This is a genomic window from Halapricum desulfuricans, from assembly GCF_017094465.1.
GTDB lineage: Archaea > Halobacteriota > Halobacteria > Halobacteriales > Haloarculaceae > Halapricum.
The window spans coordinates 925,166-941,086 of sequence record NZ_CP064791.1 but is presented as its reverse complement, the minus strand read 5'-3'; the positions used below and the strand labels follow the sequence as shown (position 1 = coordinate 941,086).

10 protein-coding genes, 1 tRNA gene and 2 rRNA genes are annotated in these 15,921 nt (G+C 61.3%); 6 read left to right on the top strand and 7 right to left on the bottom strand.

What is annotated here, in order from left to right:
- Positions 1-30: 30 nt before the first annotated feature.
- The 3 genes from HSEST_RS04825 to HSEST_RS04815 all read right to left on the bottom strand — a co-directional run bounded on the left by HSEST_RS04825 (position 31) and on the right by HSEST_RS04815 (position 4,830).
- Positions 31-2,972, bottom strand: a 23S ribosomal RNA gene (locus HSEST_RS04825).
- 197 nt (positions 2,973-3,169) lie between these two features.
- A tRNA-OTHER gene (locus HSEST_RS04820) sits at positions 3,170-3,236 on the bottom strand.
- 123 nt (positions 3,237-3,359) lie between these two features.
- Positions 3,360-4,830 (bottom strand): 16S ribosomal RNA (locus HSEST_RS04815).
- The 16S and 23S rRNA genes sit together here with 1 tRNA gene alongside, the layout of an rRNA operon.
- A gap of 970 nt (positions 4,831-5,800) precedes the next feature.
- Between HSEST_RS04815 and HSEST_RS04810 the strand changes: the two genes are divergently transcribed.
- Entirely contained in the window at positions 5,801-7,285 is a 1,485-nt protein-coding gene (locus HSEST_RS04810; RefSeq protein WP_229122515.1) for a replication factor C large subunit, read from the top strand.
- Positions 7,286-7,306: 21 nt separating this feature from the next.
- Here HSEST_RS04810 and HSEST_RS04805 read toward each other — a convergent pair whose 3' ends face one another.
- On the bottom strand, positions 7,307-9,196 hold the full coding sequence (locus HSEST_RS04805) for a PAS domain-containing sensor histidine kinase (RefSeq protein ID WP_229122514.1): 1,890 nt from the start codon (positions 9,194-9,196) through the stop codon (positions 7,307-7,309).
- A 204-nt stretch (positions 9,197-9,400) separates the two neighbouring features.
- On the opposite strand from HSEST_RS04805, the gene HSEST_RS04800 reads away from it, so the two are divergent.
- Positions 9,401-9,631 (top strand): YgaP family membrane protein, encoded by a 231-nt coding sequence (locus HSEST_RS04800; RefSeq protein ID WP_229122512.1) that lies wholly within the window; start codon positions 9,401-9,403, stop codon positions 9,629-9,631.
- A gap of 34 nt (positions 9,632-9,665) precedes the next feature.
- Here HSEST_RS04800 and HSEST_RS04795 read toward each other — a convergent pair whose 3' ends face one another.
- Both HSEST_RS04795 and fer read right to left on the bottom strand, forming a co-directional pair.
- Positions 9,666-10,730 carry a guanosine monophosphate reductase gene (locus HSEST_RS04795; RefSeq protein ID WP_229122510.1) on the bottom strand — a complete coding sequence of 355 codons (1,065 nt, stop codon included), beginning with the start codon at positions 10,728-10,730 and terminating at the stop codon, positions 9,666-9,668.
- 47 nt (positions 10,731-10,777) lie between these two features.
- Positions 10,778-11,458: a ferredoxin Fer gene (gene fer, locus HSEST_RS04790; RefSeq protein WP_229122508.1), complete on the bottom strand. Its 681-nt coding sequence runs from the start codon at positions 11,456-11,458 to the stop codon at positions 10,778-10,780.
- Between the two features lie 411 nt (positions 11,459-11,869).
- Between fer and HSEST_RS04785 the strand changes: the two genes are divergently transcribed.
- Together HSEST_RS04785 and HSEST_RS04780 are read left to right on the top strand one after the other, a co-directional pair.
- Positions 11,870-12,481 (top strand): TetR/AcrR family transcriptional regulator, encoded by a 612-nt coding sequence (locus HSEST_RS04785; RefSeq protein WP_229122506.1) that lies wholly within the window; start codon positions 11,870-11,872, stop codon positions 12,479-12,481.
- Positions 12,482-12,510: 29 nt separating this feature from the next.
- On the top strand, positions 12,511-12,660 hold the full coding sequence (locus HSEST_RS04780) for a hypothetical protein (RefSeq protein ID WP_229122503.1): 150 nt from the start codon (positions 12,511-12,513) through the stop codon (positions 12,658-12,660).
- A 120-nt stretch (positions 12,661-12,780) separates the two neighbouring features.
- Here the strand turns inward: HSEST_RS04780 and HSEST_RS04775 are convergent, their stop codons facing one another.
- Positions 12,781-13,983, bottom strand: coding sequence for a hypothetical protein (locus tag HSEST_RS04775; RefSeq protein ID WP_229122501.1), 1,203 nt, complete (start codon positions 13,981-13,983; stop codon positions 12,781-12,783).
- Positions 13,984-14,120: 137 nt separating this feature from the next.
- On the opposite strand from HSEST_RS04775, the gene dph2 reads away from it, so the two are divergent.
- Together dph2 and HSEST_RS04765 are read left to right on the top strand one after the other, a co-directional pair.
- Positions 14,121-15,167 (top strand): diphthamide biosynthesis enzyme Dph2, encoded by a 1,047-nt coding sequence (dph2, locus tag HSEST_RS04770; protein WP_229122500.1) that lies wholly within the window; start codon positions 14,121-14,123, stop codon positions 15,165-15,167.
- Positions 15,168-15,396: 229 nt separating this feature from the next.
- On the top strand, positions 15,397-15,693 hold the full coding sequence (locus tag HSEST_RS04765; RefSeq protein WP_229122499.1) for a hypothetical protein: 297 nt from the start codon (positions 15,397-15,399) through the stop codon (positions 15,691-15,693).
- Positions 15,694-15,921 lie beyond the last annotated feature (228 nt).

Here is a 15,921-nt window from a genome sequence, read left to right as displayed (position 1 = left end):
ACCCGTTTCCGGATCGTGCGTCCAGTCCAGTATGAATGGTGGCTTTGGCTGTTAGTGCTCGCGGGCTCAACGTCTCGTTGCCTCGACGCGCACACCCCGAGTCTATCGATCTCGTCTTCTACGAGCAGCCTCGGCGGTATCTCTTTTCCAGGTGGGTTTCGAGCTTAGATGCGTTCAGCTCTTACCCCATGTCGCGTGGCTGCCCGGCAGCGCTCTCTCGAACGACCGGTACACCAGTGGCGACCACCCGTAGTTCCTCTCGTACTATACGGGCGTTCCCGTCAGATACCATGACACCCCCAATAGATAGCAGCCGACCTGTCTCACGACGGTCTAAACCCAGCTCACGACCTCCTTTAATAGGCGAACAACCTCACCCTTGCCCGCTTCTGCACGGGCAGGATGGAGGGAACCGACATCGAGGTAGCAAGCCACTCGGTCGATATGTGCTCTTGCGAGTGACGACTCTGTTATCCCTAGGGTAGCTTTTCTGTCATTCATTGCCCGCATCGGGCGGGCTAATGAGTTCGCTAGACCACGCTTTCACGTCAGCGTTCCTCGTTGGGAAGAACACTGTCAAACCATCTTATGCTCTTGCGCTCTTCTCCGGATCTCCGACCCGGATGAGATGGTCTTAGGGCGCGCTCGATATCTTTTCGAGCGCGTACCGCCCCAGTCAAACTGCCCGGCTACCGGTGTCCTCCGCCAGGAGTGAGAGTCGCAGCCACTAGTGGGTAGTATTTCAGTGTTGCCTCGGCGGCCCGCTAGCGCGGGTGCCTGCGTCACGGCTCCTACCTATCCTGCACACTAGCGGCCACGTCTCAGCGACAGCCTGCAGTAAAGCTCTATAGGGTCTTCGCTTCCCCTTGGGGGTCTCCAGACTCCGCACTGGAACGTACAGTTCACCGGGCTCGACGTTGGGACAGCGGGACTCTGGTTGATCCATTCATGCGAGTCGCTACTGAAGCGACAAGGTACTACGCTACCTTAAGAGGGTCATAGTTACCCCCGCCGTTGACGGGTCCTTCGTCCTGTTGTACCAGGTGTTCAGATACCCGCACTGGGCAGGATTCAGTGACTGTACGCGTCCTTGCGGATTTGCAGTCACCTATGTTGTTACTAGACAGTCCGAGTCCCCTAGTCACTGCGACCTGCCTCTTCCCGAGGCAGGTACCCCTTCTTCCGAAGGTACGGGGCTAGATTGCCGAATTCCCTAACGTCGATTGGTCCCGACAGGCCTTGGCTTTCGCTGCCGGAGCACCTGTGTCGGATCTCGGTACGATCGCCGTCCTCGTCTTTTCACGGGCTCTGGGGTGACCTGGCTTGCGGTATCCTGCCGTTCGGCCGCTTCGTGCCGTTACGGCTTCCACGACTTTTGACAGTTCCACCGGGCGAAGGCCCGGTCCAGGCGAACCCAAAGCGTCGACTTTTGATGGACGGCGGCACTGGAATATTAACCAGTTTCCCGTTCGATCCGCTCGAATTGCGACGGATCTTAGGATCGGCTAACCCTCGGCTGACGAACAGTGCCGAGGAACCCTTGCTCTTGAGGCCGTCAGGATTCGCACCCGACTATCGCTGCTACTATGGCCAGGATTTTCGTCACCGATCGGTCCACGCGAGCTCTCGCCCGTGCTTCCATCCAATCGGAGCGCCAAACCTACTCGATCAGGATGTGACTCCTGCGGTCAGGTCTCGGTGGTGGATTTGAGTCCCGATCATTTTGGGCGCCTCAAACCTCGGCCGGTAAGCTGTTACGCTTTTCTTAGAGGGTAGCTGCTTCTAAGCTCACCTCCCGGCTGTCTAGGGCTTGAGACCACCTTCAGAGGATTACACTTAATCCACACTTGGGGACCTTAACCTGACGCTGGGTTGTTCCCCTTTTGGTATACAGGCTTACCCCGCATACCGGAACCTCCACGTCCACAACGTCCGTAAGTTCGGAGTTTGACAGCCGAGCCGACCTCTCTCGAGGGCGGACACGGCAATCGGTCGCTCTACCTCACGGACTATCTCGGTGGAGATCATGCTTCGACATGTTTCGGTTGGAACCAGCTGTTGCCGAACTCGATGGGCCTTTCACCCCTACTCCTAGATCACGCGAGGGTATTGTAGGACACCAACGCTAACGGGCCTCCACGCATCTTTCGATACGCTTCACCCTGTCCAGGAGTAAATCGTCCGGATTCGGGTCGTATCCACGGGACTCCCCGCCCTTGAAGACGGCGGCCCTGGCATAACATGGTCTAAGACCACGCAGCTGCGGCCATGTTGGTTTCCCTGTGCCTCCCCGGATACACCGGTTAGGCTCGCCTCGTAGATACACTCCCTGGCTCGTTTTTCAAAACGTACGACGGAACATCGGCTTCCCGTGAGTCTTACTGCGGGTTCGCACCCGGGTCATTCGTCACGGGACCTTGTATGCCCCGTCGCTCCATCGCCAACTGATTTCAAGCCCTATTGCACCTCCCTTCTGAGGGTGCTTTTCAGCGTTCGCTCACGCTACTTGTTCACTATCGGTCTCGAGTCGTATTTAGTCTTGGCAGACGATGCCTGCCAAATTCACGAGGGATTTCCAACCCCCGATACTCAGGTACTGACGCACGTCGTACTGGTCTCTTCTACGGGGTTGTCACCCTGTATCACGCTCCGTTCCAGGAGACTTCGACGAGACAGTCAGACGATGAAAGTCAGCCCAAAACACCACATATCCCGAAGGATTCGGTTTGGACTGCGTCGCGTTCACTCGCGGTTACTAACGACATCACGTTCGTTTTCTCTTCCTGCCGGTACTGAGATGTTTCAGTTCCCGGCGTTCCCCATTGCGCGAAGCAATTGCGGTGAGGAGTTCCCATTCGGAAATCCTGAGTTCTTCGCCTCCGTGCGGCTCCCTCAGGCTTATCGCAGCTTGGCACGTCCTTCATCGGCGCTCGAGCCGAGCCATTCACCGAACGGCACAGTAGCCATTCGATACGAAGCTGAGCGAAGCTCAGCTCCGGATAGTCGGACACACGTTCCACGATGAAACGGGTCCAGTTGACGTCTGGATTGCACGTACACGCGGTGTCATATACACGCCCGAGGTGGGTGGTGCGTGCATCAACCCTTCCCAGCCACGCTTGCCGCGGGCTGGTGCATCGGTCGGTGCGGGCGACGATCGCCCGCGGGAGTGACCGACCCGGAATCGAACCGGGGCAACCACACAAGGTGGTGCTCTACCACTGAGCTATCGGTCTCCCTCTTGCGAGGGGTGCGAGCCTTGACAGTTCGGTGGACGACCGAATGGTCGTCTGTCACCGATACCTGCCGCGAAAGCGACAGGGTTTGTGGGCTGGGGCGACGCCCCAGTCCCGATCGTTAGGAGGTGATCCAGCCGCAGATTCCCCTACGGCTACCTTGTTACGACTTAAGCCCCCTTGCGAAGCCCAGATTTGACCTGGGAATCCAGGCCTCATCCGGACCTCACTCGGGTGCTTTGACGGGCGGTGTGTGCAAGGAGCAGGGACGTATTCACCGCGCGCTTCTGACACGCGATTACTACCGAATCCAGCTTCACGAGGGCGGGTTTCAGCCCTCGATCCGAACTACGACCGGGGTTATGGGATTAGCGCCCCCTCTCGGGGTAGCGACCCGTTGTCCCGGCCATTGTAGCCCGCGTGTTGCCCAGCACATTCGGGGCATGCTGACCTACCGTTGCCCGCTCCTTCCTCCACGTTAGCCGTGGCAGTCTTCGTAATGTACCCAGCCACCCGATGGGTGCTGCTGGCAATTACGAACACGGGTCTCGCTCGTTGCCTGACTTAACAGGATGCCTCACGGTACGAGCTGACGGCGGCCATGCACCTCCTCTCTGCAGCTCGGGCAAGCTCATCAAACTGGCCGTCACGATTGCAGTCGGTGCTGGTGAGATGTCCGGCGTTGAGTCCAATTAAACCGCAGGCTCCTCCGGTTGTAGTGCTCCCCCGCCAATTCCTTTAAGTTTCATCCTTGCAGACGTACTTCCCAGGCGGTCCGCTTGCGTCTTCACTACAGCATAGCACAGGCTCGTAGCCTGTGCCATACCTAGCGGACATCGTTTACAGCTGGGACTACCCGGGTATCTAATCCGGTTCGAGACCCCAGCTTTCGTTCCTCACTGTCGGATCCGTGCTCCCGAGGTGCTTTCGCCATCGGTAGTCCGTCCAAGATTACGGGATTTCACTCCTACCCTGGACGTACTCCTCGGGTCTCCCGGTCCCAAGCCACGCAGTTTCCGCCGGACGCCTACCCGTTAGGCGGGTAGATTTCCCGACGGACTTGCGTGGCCAGCTACGAACGCTTTAGGCCCAATAAGATCGGCCATCACTCGAACTGCCGGTATTACCGCGGCGGCTGGCACCGGTCTTGCCCAGTTCTTATTCACGCACCACCTTACGGTGCGCAAAAGCGAGGGCGCTATGCCCTCGCACTCGGAGTCCCCCTATCGCACTGTCGTGCAGTGTAAAGGTTTCGCGCCTGCTGCGCCCCGTAGGGCCCGGTATCTTGTCTCAGATACCGTCTCCGGGCTCTTGCTCTCACAACCCGTACCGATTATTGGCACGGTGGGCCGTTACCCCACCGTCTACCTAATCGGCCGCAGCCACATCCTATGGCGCCGGGACGTTTCGAGCTCTCTGCACTCCAGCATGAGAGCTGTATCCGGAATTAGCCTCAGTTTCCCGAGGTTATTCCGGTCCATAGGGTAGTTTGGCCACGTGTTACTGAGCTATCTGCCACGGGTCTAAACCCGTGCGACTAGCATGGCTAAATCGGACTCCGATAGCAATGGCCTCCGGCAGGATCAACCGGAATGTTCCCTGACAATCAGGGGGCTGGCGGAGACACGCTATGTCTCTGTCCGTCAGTTGGTGATAGATCATCGAGATATTCGACGATACATCACCGAACTGTCAAGGCTCACATCAGAACCCATCTGTACGGTGTAACCCGCAGGTGTGGACTCCTCATCTTTCACTGATCTCCACCGCCAAGCGGTGGCGACCCGAGCCGTTGCAGAGCAACGACCCTGCGACATCGTCATCATCGACGGGAGAAAACCCGTCTAGAGTCTCGGTGGCGTGGCGACCGAGGCCGCCGTCCGCCACCTGCCGTGTGCATTCCATCCGAAGGGAGGGGTATACAAAAACCCGTCGAAGGGGACGGCCGTGTGCGAAGCGAGACCACGACTCTGTGAGATAACCATCATCTATGAGTTATAGTCTTTCATCTGACTTTTTCTGCTCTATGAGTACAGAGAGGCCCGGTCACCCGGTCTGCGCTCAGTTTGAAAGGCGTCTACAGAAAATTAGGCCGAGTGCCTCGGGGTCGTACGGAAATCGAAGATTTCCGTAATGACGAGACGCTTCGCGCCTCGAACCACTTGACCCCGTGGGTGAAGGCCGTCACGATATTGCACAAATTTAAGTAGTTTGAGAAATAATATACATGTAACGGCCAGAAAACAACTCTCAAAGTATGGAATTGATGACCTCAATTCCTTCGCTGGTCGTTTGGCAGTTTGGAAATGCGACTCCTCTCAAAATCCCGCCTCTATGGTGGGTGAGACGGGAGTTGTCGGGCGGTGGTGGAGCCGCCGACCCTCACGGACACATCGGTGTGTTCGGGTGTTTAATTCCAGCCGACCCATCCGGGAAGGTCGAGGGGAATTAAATTCACCTGCGGTGCAGTGCGGTCCCAAGACGGTGAAGCCTCGGGGCTTGACCTCGAGGTACTTCACAGTGCTCCGAAACCACTAACCCCGTTACCCGCCTTTCCTCGCGTAATGGACTGGACGGAAAAGTACCGCCCGTCGACGCTTGCGGAGGTCCGGGGCAACGACAAGGCCCGAGACGCCTTCGAGGAGTGGGCCGATAGCTGGGAGGACCATCGCGAAGCGGTCGTCCTGCACGGCTCTCCGGGGGTCGGGAAGACCTCCGCCGCGCACGCGCTGGCCAACGACAAGGGCTGGCCGACGATCGAGCTCAACGCGAGCGACGCGCGCACGAAGGACGTGATCGAACGCGTCGCCGGCGAGGCGGCCCGCTCGGGGACGCTCTCGCAGGGCGGTTCGGGCCGTCGACTGGTCGTCATGGACGAGGCCGACAACATCCACGGCAACGCCGATCGCGGGGGCACCCGGGCAGTCACCTCACTCGTCAAAGAGGCCGACCAACCAGTCGTCCTCATCGCCAACGACTTCTATGAGATGTCCAAGGGACTTCGCAACGCCTGCCGGGAGATCGAGTTCCGTGAGGTGAGCACACGCTCGATCGTGCCCGTGCTCAGGGACATCTGTCGCAAGGAGAGCATCGAGTTCGAGGACGACGCGCTCGATCGGATCGCCGAGATGAACAGCGGCGACCTCCGCGGGGCGATCAAGGACCTACAGGCGCTGACGGAAGGTCGCGGTTCGATCGAAGCCGAGGACGTGATCACCGGCGAACGCGACACCACCCAGGGGATCTTCGAGTATCTCGACGTGGTGATCAAGGAGGGGGACGCCGAGACTGCGCTCAAATCGTCTTACGACGTCGACGAGACGCCGGACGACCTGATAAACTGGATCGCGGACAACGTGCCGAAGGACTTCGAGGGGGCGGAACTGGCCCGAGCCTACGGCGCGCTCGCGCGCGCGGACCAGTGGCTAGGGCGGGTCCGTGCGACACAGAACTACAGCTTCTGGAAGTACGCCGGCGACAACATGACTGCGGGCGTCGCGGCGGCCCGCGGCGAACAGAAGGGCGGGTGGACACGCTACGGGCCGCCGTCGTACTGGTCGAAACTCGGCCGCACGAAAGGGACCCGAAAGACCCGCGATTACATCGCTCGCGAGATCGCGACCCGGAACGGGACCAGTATCTCGACGGCCCGCCGGGAGATCATGCCGTTTCTGGCGACGATGACCCACCACTGCAAGAACCGCGAGCTGACAGTCGCGATGGCCGCCGCGTACGATCTCGACGCCAGCCACGTCTCGTTTATCACGGGCAGCGGCGAGGACACGAACAAGGTCCAGTCGATCGTCAAGGACGCCCAGGAGCTACGGGACGACGAAACAGTCGCGGCCAGCGGCGAAGCCTTCGCCGGACGCAGTGGCGTGGACAGCGAGGGCACGGACGGCGACGAGCGGACGGACGGGACGGACGGAGAGGACTCGGCGACGCCATCCGACTCGTCGTCGGAGACAGTTGACGGGACCGAAGCCACGGTAGAGGAAAACCAGTCGGACGAAGACGACGGGCAGACCGGACTGTCGGATTTCATGTGATCGAGCGGCGCAAGTCAGCGCTCACCGGAACTCGACACCAGTTATCTCGAAGCGTGCGCCGCCGGTCTCGCTCTCGGCGACCCCGATCTCCCAGCCGTGGGCATCGATAAGTGCCGAGACGATGTACAGCCCGTATCCGTCGTCGGATCTCGCATATTCGACATCGAACAGATGGCCGCGTTGCTCGTCGGGAATGCCGACGCCGTCGTCGGCGGCATAAAACCCCGATTCGCTGACACCGACGTCGACTGTCAGCGTCGCATCGTTACCAGGGTTGGTACCGAGACCGTGCTCGATGCTGTTGTCGAACAGCGCTTCGAATATCTCGAACAGCGCCCCGCGATTGGCGACGACAGATGTCTCAGGCGGCGGGGAAAAGGTCGCTCCCGGCGGTGTATCAAGTCCGTCCCAAACCTGGCAGGCCACGTCCCGAAGATCGACTGCATCGACCGCGCGCGGGATCGTGCCGCTTTTGGCTAGCTGTAACAGTTGCGTGAGCAGTCGATCCATCCGGTCCAGCGTGTCTTCGGCGTGTCCGAGCGGATCGGGCCCGGTAGCCGATCGCGCCCGCGTGATATCAGCTAAAACGACCTGGAGACGGTTGCGGAGTTCGTGTGCGCCAAGCGTCGCGAACTCTTCGAGCCGGCGGTTCTTCTCGGCGAGTTCGCGTTCCCGTTCGGCCCGATCGAAGGCAGCGACGACGTTCGCGGCGAGGACGTGCGCGAGGCGATCGGTAAACTCGTCGACGATCCCGCTGGGTGCAGCCACACCGAGCACGCCGTGTTTCGACAGCGGGATCACGATGCCGACTTCGTCGGACGTGAACTCACCCTCGAAGACGGGGTTCACGACCGACGCTGCCGTCGCAAGGTCCCCGCTGGCGTCGACGTACTGGGTCGTGTCGCTGTCGTACGCACGCTGAAACGCGTCCCGGTAGCGCTCGAAGATGGCTGTCCCCCCGCTGGATCCGCCCGTCGCGTCCGGGCCTGCGGTGGCCCCGTCGATCGGCTGGATCGATCCATCCGGGTCCGCCAGTGCAACCTGTACCGCCGGCAAGTTGTCGATTTCGGCAGCGATCTCAGCGGCGACAGTCGCGATCTCGGATCGGGTCGTCGCCCGAGTAAGTTTGCGACTGGCCTCGTGTAGGGCGACCATCAGCGCCTCCTGTTGTTTCGCGGGCGTGACATCCTGCGTCCCGCCGACGATGCCAACGATCGTGCCATCCGGTCCGCGCCGGGGGACCTTCGTCGTGCTAACCCAGCGTCGTTCGCCGTCTTGATCAACGTACTCTTCGACAGCGTTTATTTCCGGCTCACCCCTCCGGACGATCTCCTGTTCGGCCTCCCAGAGTTCGTCAGCGTGTGCAGTCGAGAAGAGTTCGTAGTCACTCATCCCGATCAACTGCTGGCGCGTGAAGCCGTAGTTGTTCGCCGTGTGTGCCGAGACGTTCTCGAATCGGCCCACGTCGTCCTTGAGAAATAGGGTGTGAGGGTAGTTGCACAGCAGCGACGTGATCTGCTCGCCGCTGGACCGGAACGTGTCGTCGTATCCCGCAGCGGCGGCAATACGACGTGCGATCAGTCTCGGCCGGTAGGCTGGAACCCGGAGCACATCTGTCGCTCCGGCGTCGAGCGCCGATCGGACCGCCTCGTACCCGTCTCGCCGGGTGTAGACGGCGATCGGACAGTCGAACTGGTCGTTGGCTGCCTCAAGCAGCGCGAGTCCGTTAATCGCTGTTTGGTCGTCAGTTTCAGGCTGGTCCGGAACGACGAGACAGTCGGGCGTCCCGTCGATCTCTGCCAGGTTATCGAACGATCTAGCGGCGGGCATGTCGGCGCCGGCTAGTGCCTCGGCCACCGCGCCGAGTGCACCGTTGCGGTCGAGAAGCGCGATACCGGTCTGGTCAGACATGGATAGATGGGAAAGCGACAGTCGGTTCGCTCTGAGGAGATAAGGTGACTACATATTATTAAAACTACTGCGATGGCGAATGTTCCGATGGACTACACATTATTAAAACTACTTCGAGGTGGCGAATGTGCCGATAGATATGACACCCGCGCACGCGGCTACTGGGCCGCTACAGTTTTCTTCCCGGAGCGTGATATATCCGATATGGAGCAAAACGTCGGCTCGACCGATAGGCTCGCACGTATCGTCATCGGAATCGCTGTTCTCGCGGTCGCAATCGCGTTGTTCGCCGGGATCGGTGGCGTATCGGGCACGATCAGCACCGTCGTCGGCCCGGTCGTGCTCGCCATCGTCGGTGCCGTACTGGTCGTGACAGGCTACCTGCAGACCTGTCCGGCGTATCGGGTCATCGGATTCGAGACGCTCGGCCGATAGCGAACAGGCCGAGGGCCACTCATTTTCAGTTCAGTTAGTCGTCGACCGAAACTGTCTCCCAGTCGTGGTCGCTGTGCGCGCCTTCTCGGTCCTTTGCACCCGGGGCGACCCGGATGAACTCCGCTCGTTCGCGGGCCTGTTCGATCGTGTGGCCACCGACGTAGGAGAGGCCGGACCGCATTCCGGCCGCGAACTCCGCGGCGACGTCGGCCAGCGGTCCCTTGTATTCGGTCAGTGCCTCGACACCTTCGTCGGCGTCGGGTGCTGCCGTGTCGGCGTCCTTGTCGGAGCGGTTCTCGTTGGCGGCGGTCGTCGCCATTCCGCGGGATCGCTTGTACCGCGTCCCGTCGACCTCAACGATTTCGGTCGGCGCTTCCTCGGTGCCGGCGAAAAGGCTCCCCATCATGACGGTGTCGGCACCCGCCATCAGCGCCTTCACCGCGTCGCCGGATGTCTGGATGCCGCCGTCGGCGATAATCGGGACGCCGAGCGGTTCGGCCGCGTCGGAGCAGTCGTCGACAGCGGTCAACTGGGGAACGCCAGCACCGGCAACACGGCGCGTCGTACAGTGACTACCCGGTCCGATCCCGACTTTGACGGCGTCGGCACCGGCGTCGGCCAGGTCGCGCACGCCCCGTTTCGTCGCGACGTTACCGGCGACGATCTCGGCGTCGGGGAACGCGTCTCGCAGTTCCGAGACCGCATCGAGCGTCCGTTCGAGATGACCGTGGGCGACATCGACCATCACCAGCGATGCGCCGACCTCGAGCACGGCCTCGGCGCGGGCGATCGTGTCCTCGGCGATACCGACCGCCGCGCCACAGCGTTCGCCGGCCGCGACGACGCGCTCGACAGCCTCGACCTGCTCGTCGACCGCCATGAAGCGATGAACCGTCCCGAAGCCGCCGGCCTCCGAGAGCGCGATCGCCGTCTCGGCTTCCGTGACGGTGTCCATCGGAGCCGACAGCAGCGGCGTTTCGAGTTCGATCTCGGGCGTCAACTGGGTCGAGAGATCCACGTCACTGCGGCTGTCAACCGGCGAGCGCTGCGGAACGAGCAGCGCATCGCCGTACGAAAGTCCAGTTCGAACGTTATCCATACCGCTACAGGTATAATGTGTTGCGTCGGATAACGGTACCGGTCTGACTACTTCGAGTGGGTCTGCTCGAAGCGACTCGCGGGGAGGAGCAACTCCGCGACGTCCGGCATGTGCTTGACGTTGTAGACGACTTTGGCGTTGTCGGTGATCGGGGCGGCCAGACACGACAGTCGGATCCCGCGTTCGATCATCGACTCCGGAAGAATGTGACCGACCGGCGGGGGCATCCGTCCGTCGACGATCGCGATCGCACAGTTCGTACAGGCACCGCCCCGACAGGCGAACGGCCAGGCGAACCCATTGTGTTCGGCGGCTTCCAGGAGCGTCTCCCCCGGTTCGACGGCGAGCCGTCCGTGCGCGTCGGGCTCCAGATCGGCGCGTCGAGCACGCTCGAACAGGTCCGTCGCGTCGAGCGACCAGCCGTGATCGTCGAGCACCTCGTAATCGAGATACTCGACCGTTACCGTCTCCTCGGGCCTATCGGGCTCGCGGCTCGCTGTCGGTGACTGCGTCCCCCTGCCGTGCGTCTCCGCCGACTCGGTAGCTGACGTTCGGTCGGGGGCCGATCCAGACAGAAGCTGTTCGTATGCATCCCGGACGGCCTGGAACTGTTCGGCGGAGCCGCCCTGGTCGGGATGAACTTCCTTGGCTCGTCGGCGGTAGGCCGCGCGGATCTCCGCCTCGTCGGCAGCAGGATCGACTCCGAGGACCTCGTGCGGGGCGGGCACAGGCACAGTACGCAACTGACAGGTAAAACCGCTCGCCAGCCCGCAAGAACTGCTGATATACCGACATCCGGACGAGTATCTGACTGATACCCGTCGTATCATCAGTCACGCTCGACAGCGGAGCGGGCCGAATGCCGCGGCCCGGAGAACGTTCAGGCGTCGTCGGTGTCACTGAGATCAGTACCACACAGCGGACACTCGTCTCCGTCCCGGACTGCGAACTCACAGTTGGGGCACTGCGTTCGGGCTACGCTCATACCGGATACGACACCAGGAATCAGCATAAGATACCGTCACTGTTCAGTCCGTTCACAGTGTTTTCACTCTGCGTTAACGATGTCACGCGGCTGTGGGCCCGCGATAACAGAGCCAAAGCGTCTTATCCGGCCGGTTCAGAATCACCGGTAGGGAATGAGCGAGACCGGCCAGGACGACGACACGACCGCGGCGATCATGGAGGCGACCTATCGGGCGCTGTGTGACCACGGGTACCCGGACACCAGCATCTCGACGATCGCCGACGAGTTCGACAAGAGCAGATCCCTGCTGTACTACCACTACGAAAACAAAGACGAACTACTCGCGGACTTTCTTCGCTACCTGCTCGACCAGCTGGAGGCGGATTTGCAGACAATCGAGGCCGACGACCCATACGAGGAAGTGCTGGCAATCGTGGAGCGGTTGCTCCCGCCGGATATCGAATCTGAACGGTTTCGGTTCTATCGCGCGCTTTTCGGGATGCGATCGCAGGCGCCGTACGTGGACGCCTACCGCGAACAGTTCGCTCGCTCGGACACGTTGATCCTCGCCGAGTTGACCGACGCCGTCGAACGCGGCATCGACGCCGGCACGTTCCAACTAGTCGATGCCGACGAGGTGGCGCAGTTCGTCTACGCGACGGTCTCGGGAGCGCTCCAGCGGAGCGTAACGCTGGACGACCCCGAAATGATCGAGCACCATCTCACTCTGATCGAGTCGTATCTCCAGTCCCAGGTCGTAGATCGAGAGGACGAACCGTCATAGTCAGGTGTACGCCGTCAGTATACCCGTCTATGACGGACCAAGACGACGCAATCGAACAGTTTCTGAACGACGCCGACGCCGCGTTCGAAGAGTACGATCGGGGATACGCCGACGCCGACGCGACACTGAGAGTCGTCCGCACGCACGTCGAGGACCTTCGGGACGCTGTCGAGTCCTGACTCGTACGTCGACGACAACCTCCTGGACGTTGCCGAGTCCTGATCCGTACGCACGTCGGCGACCTTCGAGACGCCGTCGACCATTGAACCACCGTGTGCCCCGTCGTTGCGGCCGCGCCGTTACGGATTCAGCCAGGCGAGCCAGGGCGTCTCCTCCTGATGGGTGCCGGTGCTGCCGTACAGCGAGAGTCGTCCGTCGGCCGTCGCGAGTCCGAGCGACCTAATGATCCGATCCCCGCGGGATTCGGGGTAATAGCCGGCCCACCGCATCGTTCCGTCCGGCTCGGTCGCGGCCAGCCAGACCCGATCGGGGGTGTGGCCGACGAGTACCGGCCCGCCAGCGTCGACGATTCCGCGACCGTACAACTCCATCGGTCCCTCGGTGTACTCCTCGAAGTTCGGATCGAAGACGCGCGCCCATTCGACGGATCCCTCACGACCGAGCGAGAGTAACAGCAGGTGGTTGTTTCCTGTCGCGAACTGGTTCGTCTGGGCTACTGCGTACGTCCCTGTCTGCCCGGCAGCGAGGTGTTCGACGATGTAGGCCTCCTCGCCGTGGGTGATCGTTCGTCGCCAGGATTCCTCGCCGTCGGCGTAGGAGACGAGCCACACGTCTCCGGCGTTCAATCCGCCTGCCAGCACGCCTTCGTGGGTGGTCGTGACCGACCAGAATTGCGTGTCGGGCCCCGTATCCTCGACGGTCTGCTCCCACGTGATCGATCCGTCAGGGCCGATTCGGTGACAGATCGCACCCAGTTCTTCCGAATTGCCCTCGAGCGTCCCCGCTCCGAGGAGTGAGTCACCGTCGACGGTCACACCGGCGTAGATGGTCCGCCAGTCGGCATCGAACGCGAACTCGGAGTCAACACCACGGAACCACGACGCTTCCCGGTCGTCCTGCTCTCGTTGTCCGCCCACGACGAGTCGCTCTCCGGGCCGTTCCAGATGCCAGACCCTGTTCGACGGGACCGCGTCCAGCGTCCGGGAACTGACCATCTCTCCGTCCGGCGAGAGCTCCCTCAGTTCGGGCGTCTCGTAGCCGTCCTGCGAACGGCCGTACACGAGCGTCGTCCATCCACTCTGCCGGTCGACGATGTCGATAATCCCCCGGGCGACGTCCGATTCGTAAACTCGTTCCCCCTGGAAGGAGGGCGGGTCGGCCACGTCGTCGGGGACGGCCTCGAAGCCAAGCGGATGGGGGCCCTCGAAAGGATACTCCATCTCTGAGTCGCCCGGTTCTCGTCGACCTGGTGCGGCCAGACATCCCGCGGAGAGGACGCCGCCGGCCGCCGCGACGAACGCGCGACGCGAGGACCGTGTCATAGTATGGTTTTTGTCCACATACTACTAAGTATCTGCGACGGTCCCGTATCTGCGATCGGTTTCGTACCCGGGACCGTCTCTCGACTGGCCTTCCGGAAACACGCCTCTTAAACAGTCTCGACGGTTAAGACGGTCCAATGAGTCAAGAACGGACCGAGGGCGATCTCCGCAATACCGGCCTCTCTCTCAAGCACGACCGCGAGTGGGACTACGAACTCGATCGGATTATTTCCGAAGTCGACGAGCGCGACGCGACCTCCGTCGGGTTGCAGTTCCCCGAGGGACTCAAACGCCGTGGGCCTGCCGTCGTCGACGACCTTCGGTCGGAGCTTCCGGACGACGTGAGCGTACTGCTGTCGGGCGAACACTGCTACGGTGCCTGTGATCTGGACACCGACCTCATGCGTCGGACGGACGTGTTCGTCCACTTCGGCCACTCCCCGATGAAACAATCGGAGAAGATCATCTACGTCCCGCTGTTCTCGAACGTGGACGTCTTCCCCATCATGGAGCAGGCGTTCGAGGAGCAGCTCGTTCCCTCCGAAGAAGACGAGGACGTGGGGCTGGTGACGACGGCCCAGCACATGAACAAGTTCGACGAGATGCGCGAGTGGCTCGAAGAGCGCGGATACACCGTCCACACGCGCCGGGGCGACGAGCGCCTGACTCACGAGGGGCAGGTTCTGGGCTGTAACTACGCCAGCGCGGACGTCGACGCCGACCAGATTCTCTATGTCGGCGGCGGGAAGTTCCACCCGCTGGGACTGGCGATGGAACACCCCGAAAAGACGGTCGTCATCGCCGACCCAGTGAACAACTCGCTCGACCTGGCCGACTCGGAGCAGTTCATGAAACAGCGATACGCGGCCGTACACAAGGCGATGGACGCCGACACGTGGGGCGTCATCTTCTCGACGAAGATCGGCCAGGGCCGCTGGGAGATTGCGCAGGAAATCGTCGAGAGCAACGACGACGCGTACATGATCACGATGGACGAGGTCACGCCCGACCGACTGACGAACTTCGGGCTCGACGCCTACGTCAACACGGCCTGTCCGCGGATCACGACCGACGACGGCCCGCAGTTCAAACAGCCGATCCTCACCCCACAGGAGTACCGGATCGCCGTCGGCGAGGAAGACCTCGAAGATCTGGCGTTCGATACGTTCCACGGCACCTGGTAAGTGTCAGCGCTCGCGCGCGAGACCGCGTCGCTGAGACTGCGCGGCAAGAGTTCTGATACCGGTGGCCATCCGTTTGTACGGATATTCGGCAACCTATTCTGCCGAGCTTCGAAATAGGGCGCGAGTCGGTCAGCGCCATCAGCACCGTTTCACGATCAGACCATACTCGTCTCAGCGGCGGGTACGCGATCCCTGCAGTATTTAAATATCGCGGGAGACGACACGCTTGATGCCCTCTATGGTCGATGAGCTCGTGTTCAGCGAACCTTCCAGGAGGATTGGGCTGGTTTTCCTCTGTGGCGCACTTCTATTGGCCGGGCAACAAGGGTACTACGTCATTGTAAAGGGGGCGACGCCGTTCTATGGTGGACTGTTTCTGATTGCCGGGATGGCCCTCTCAGGCATTGCCGAGTCCTTGCCGAAATCTCAACGACGGGCTGCTGGTGCCCTGCGACTCACGGCGATCGCTGTACTGGTGAGTCTTCTCGTGATCGGCTTCGTCACGCCCGAGCTTTTCTCAGCGTGATCGAGTCGGTCGGGTTGAGTTCACCGCTCTTGTAATGAGTTCAATCCTACGGGGAGCTCATTGGGAATAACCAAAAAGACAAGAGGTGAAGTTGCTACACATCCTCTGTATCGGTCACGCCGTTACTGACAGACTCTGAGTAGTTAGCGAAGGCCCGTGCTGACTCGATGGAAACGCTGCTACCCTAAGCGAGTGTGAACCAAGACATGGGGCGCAAGAGACCGACCT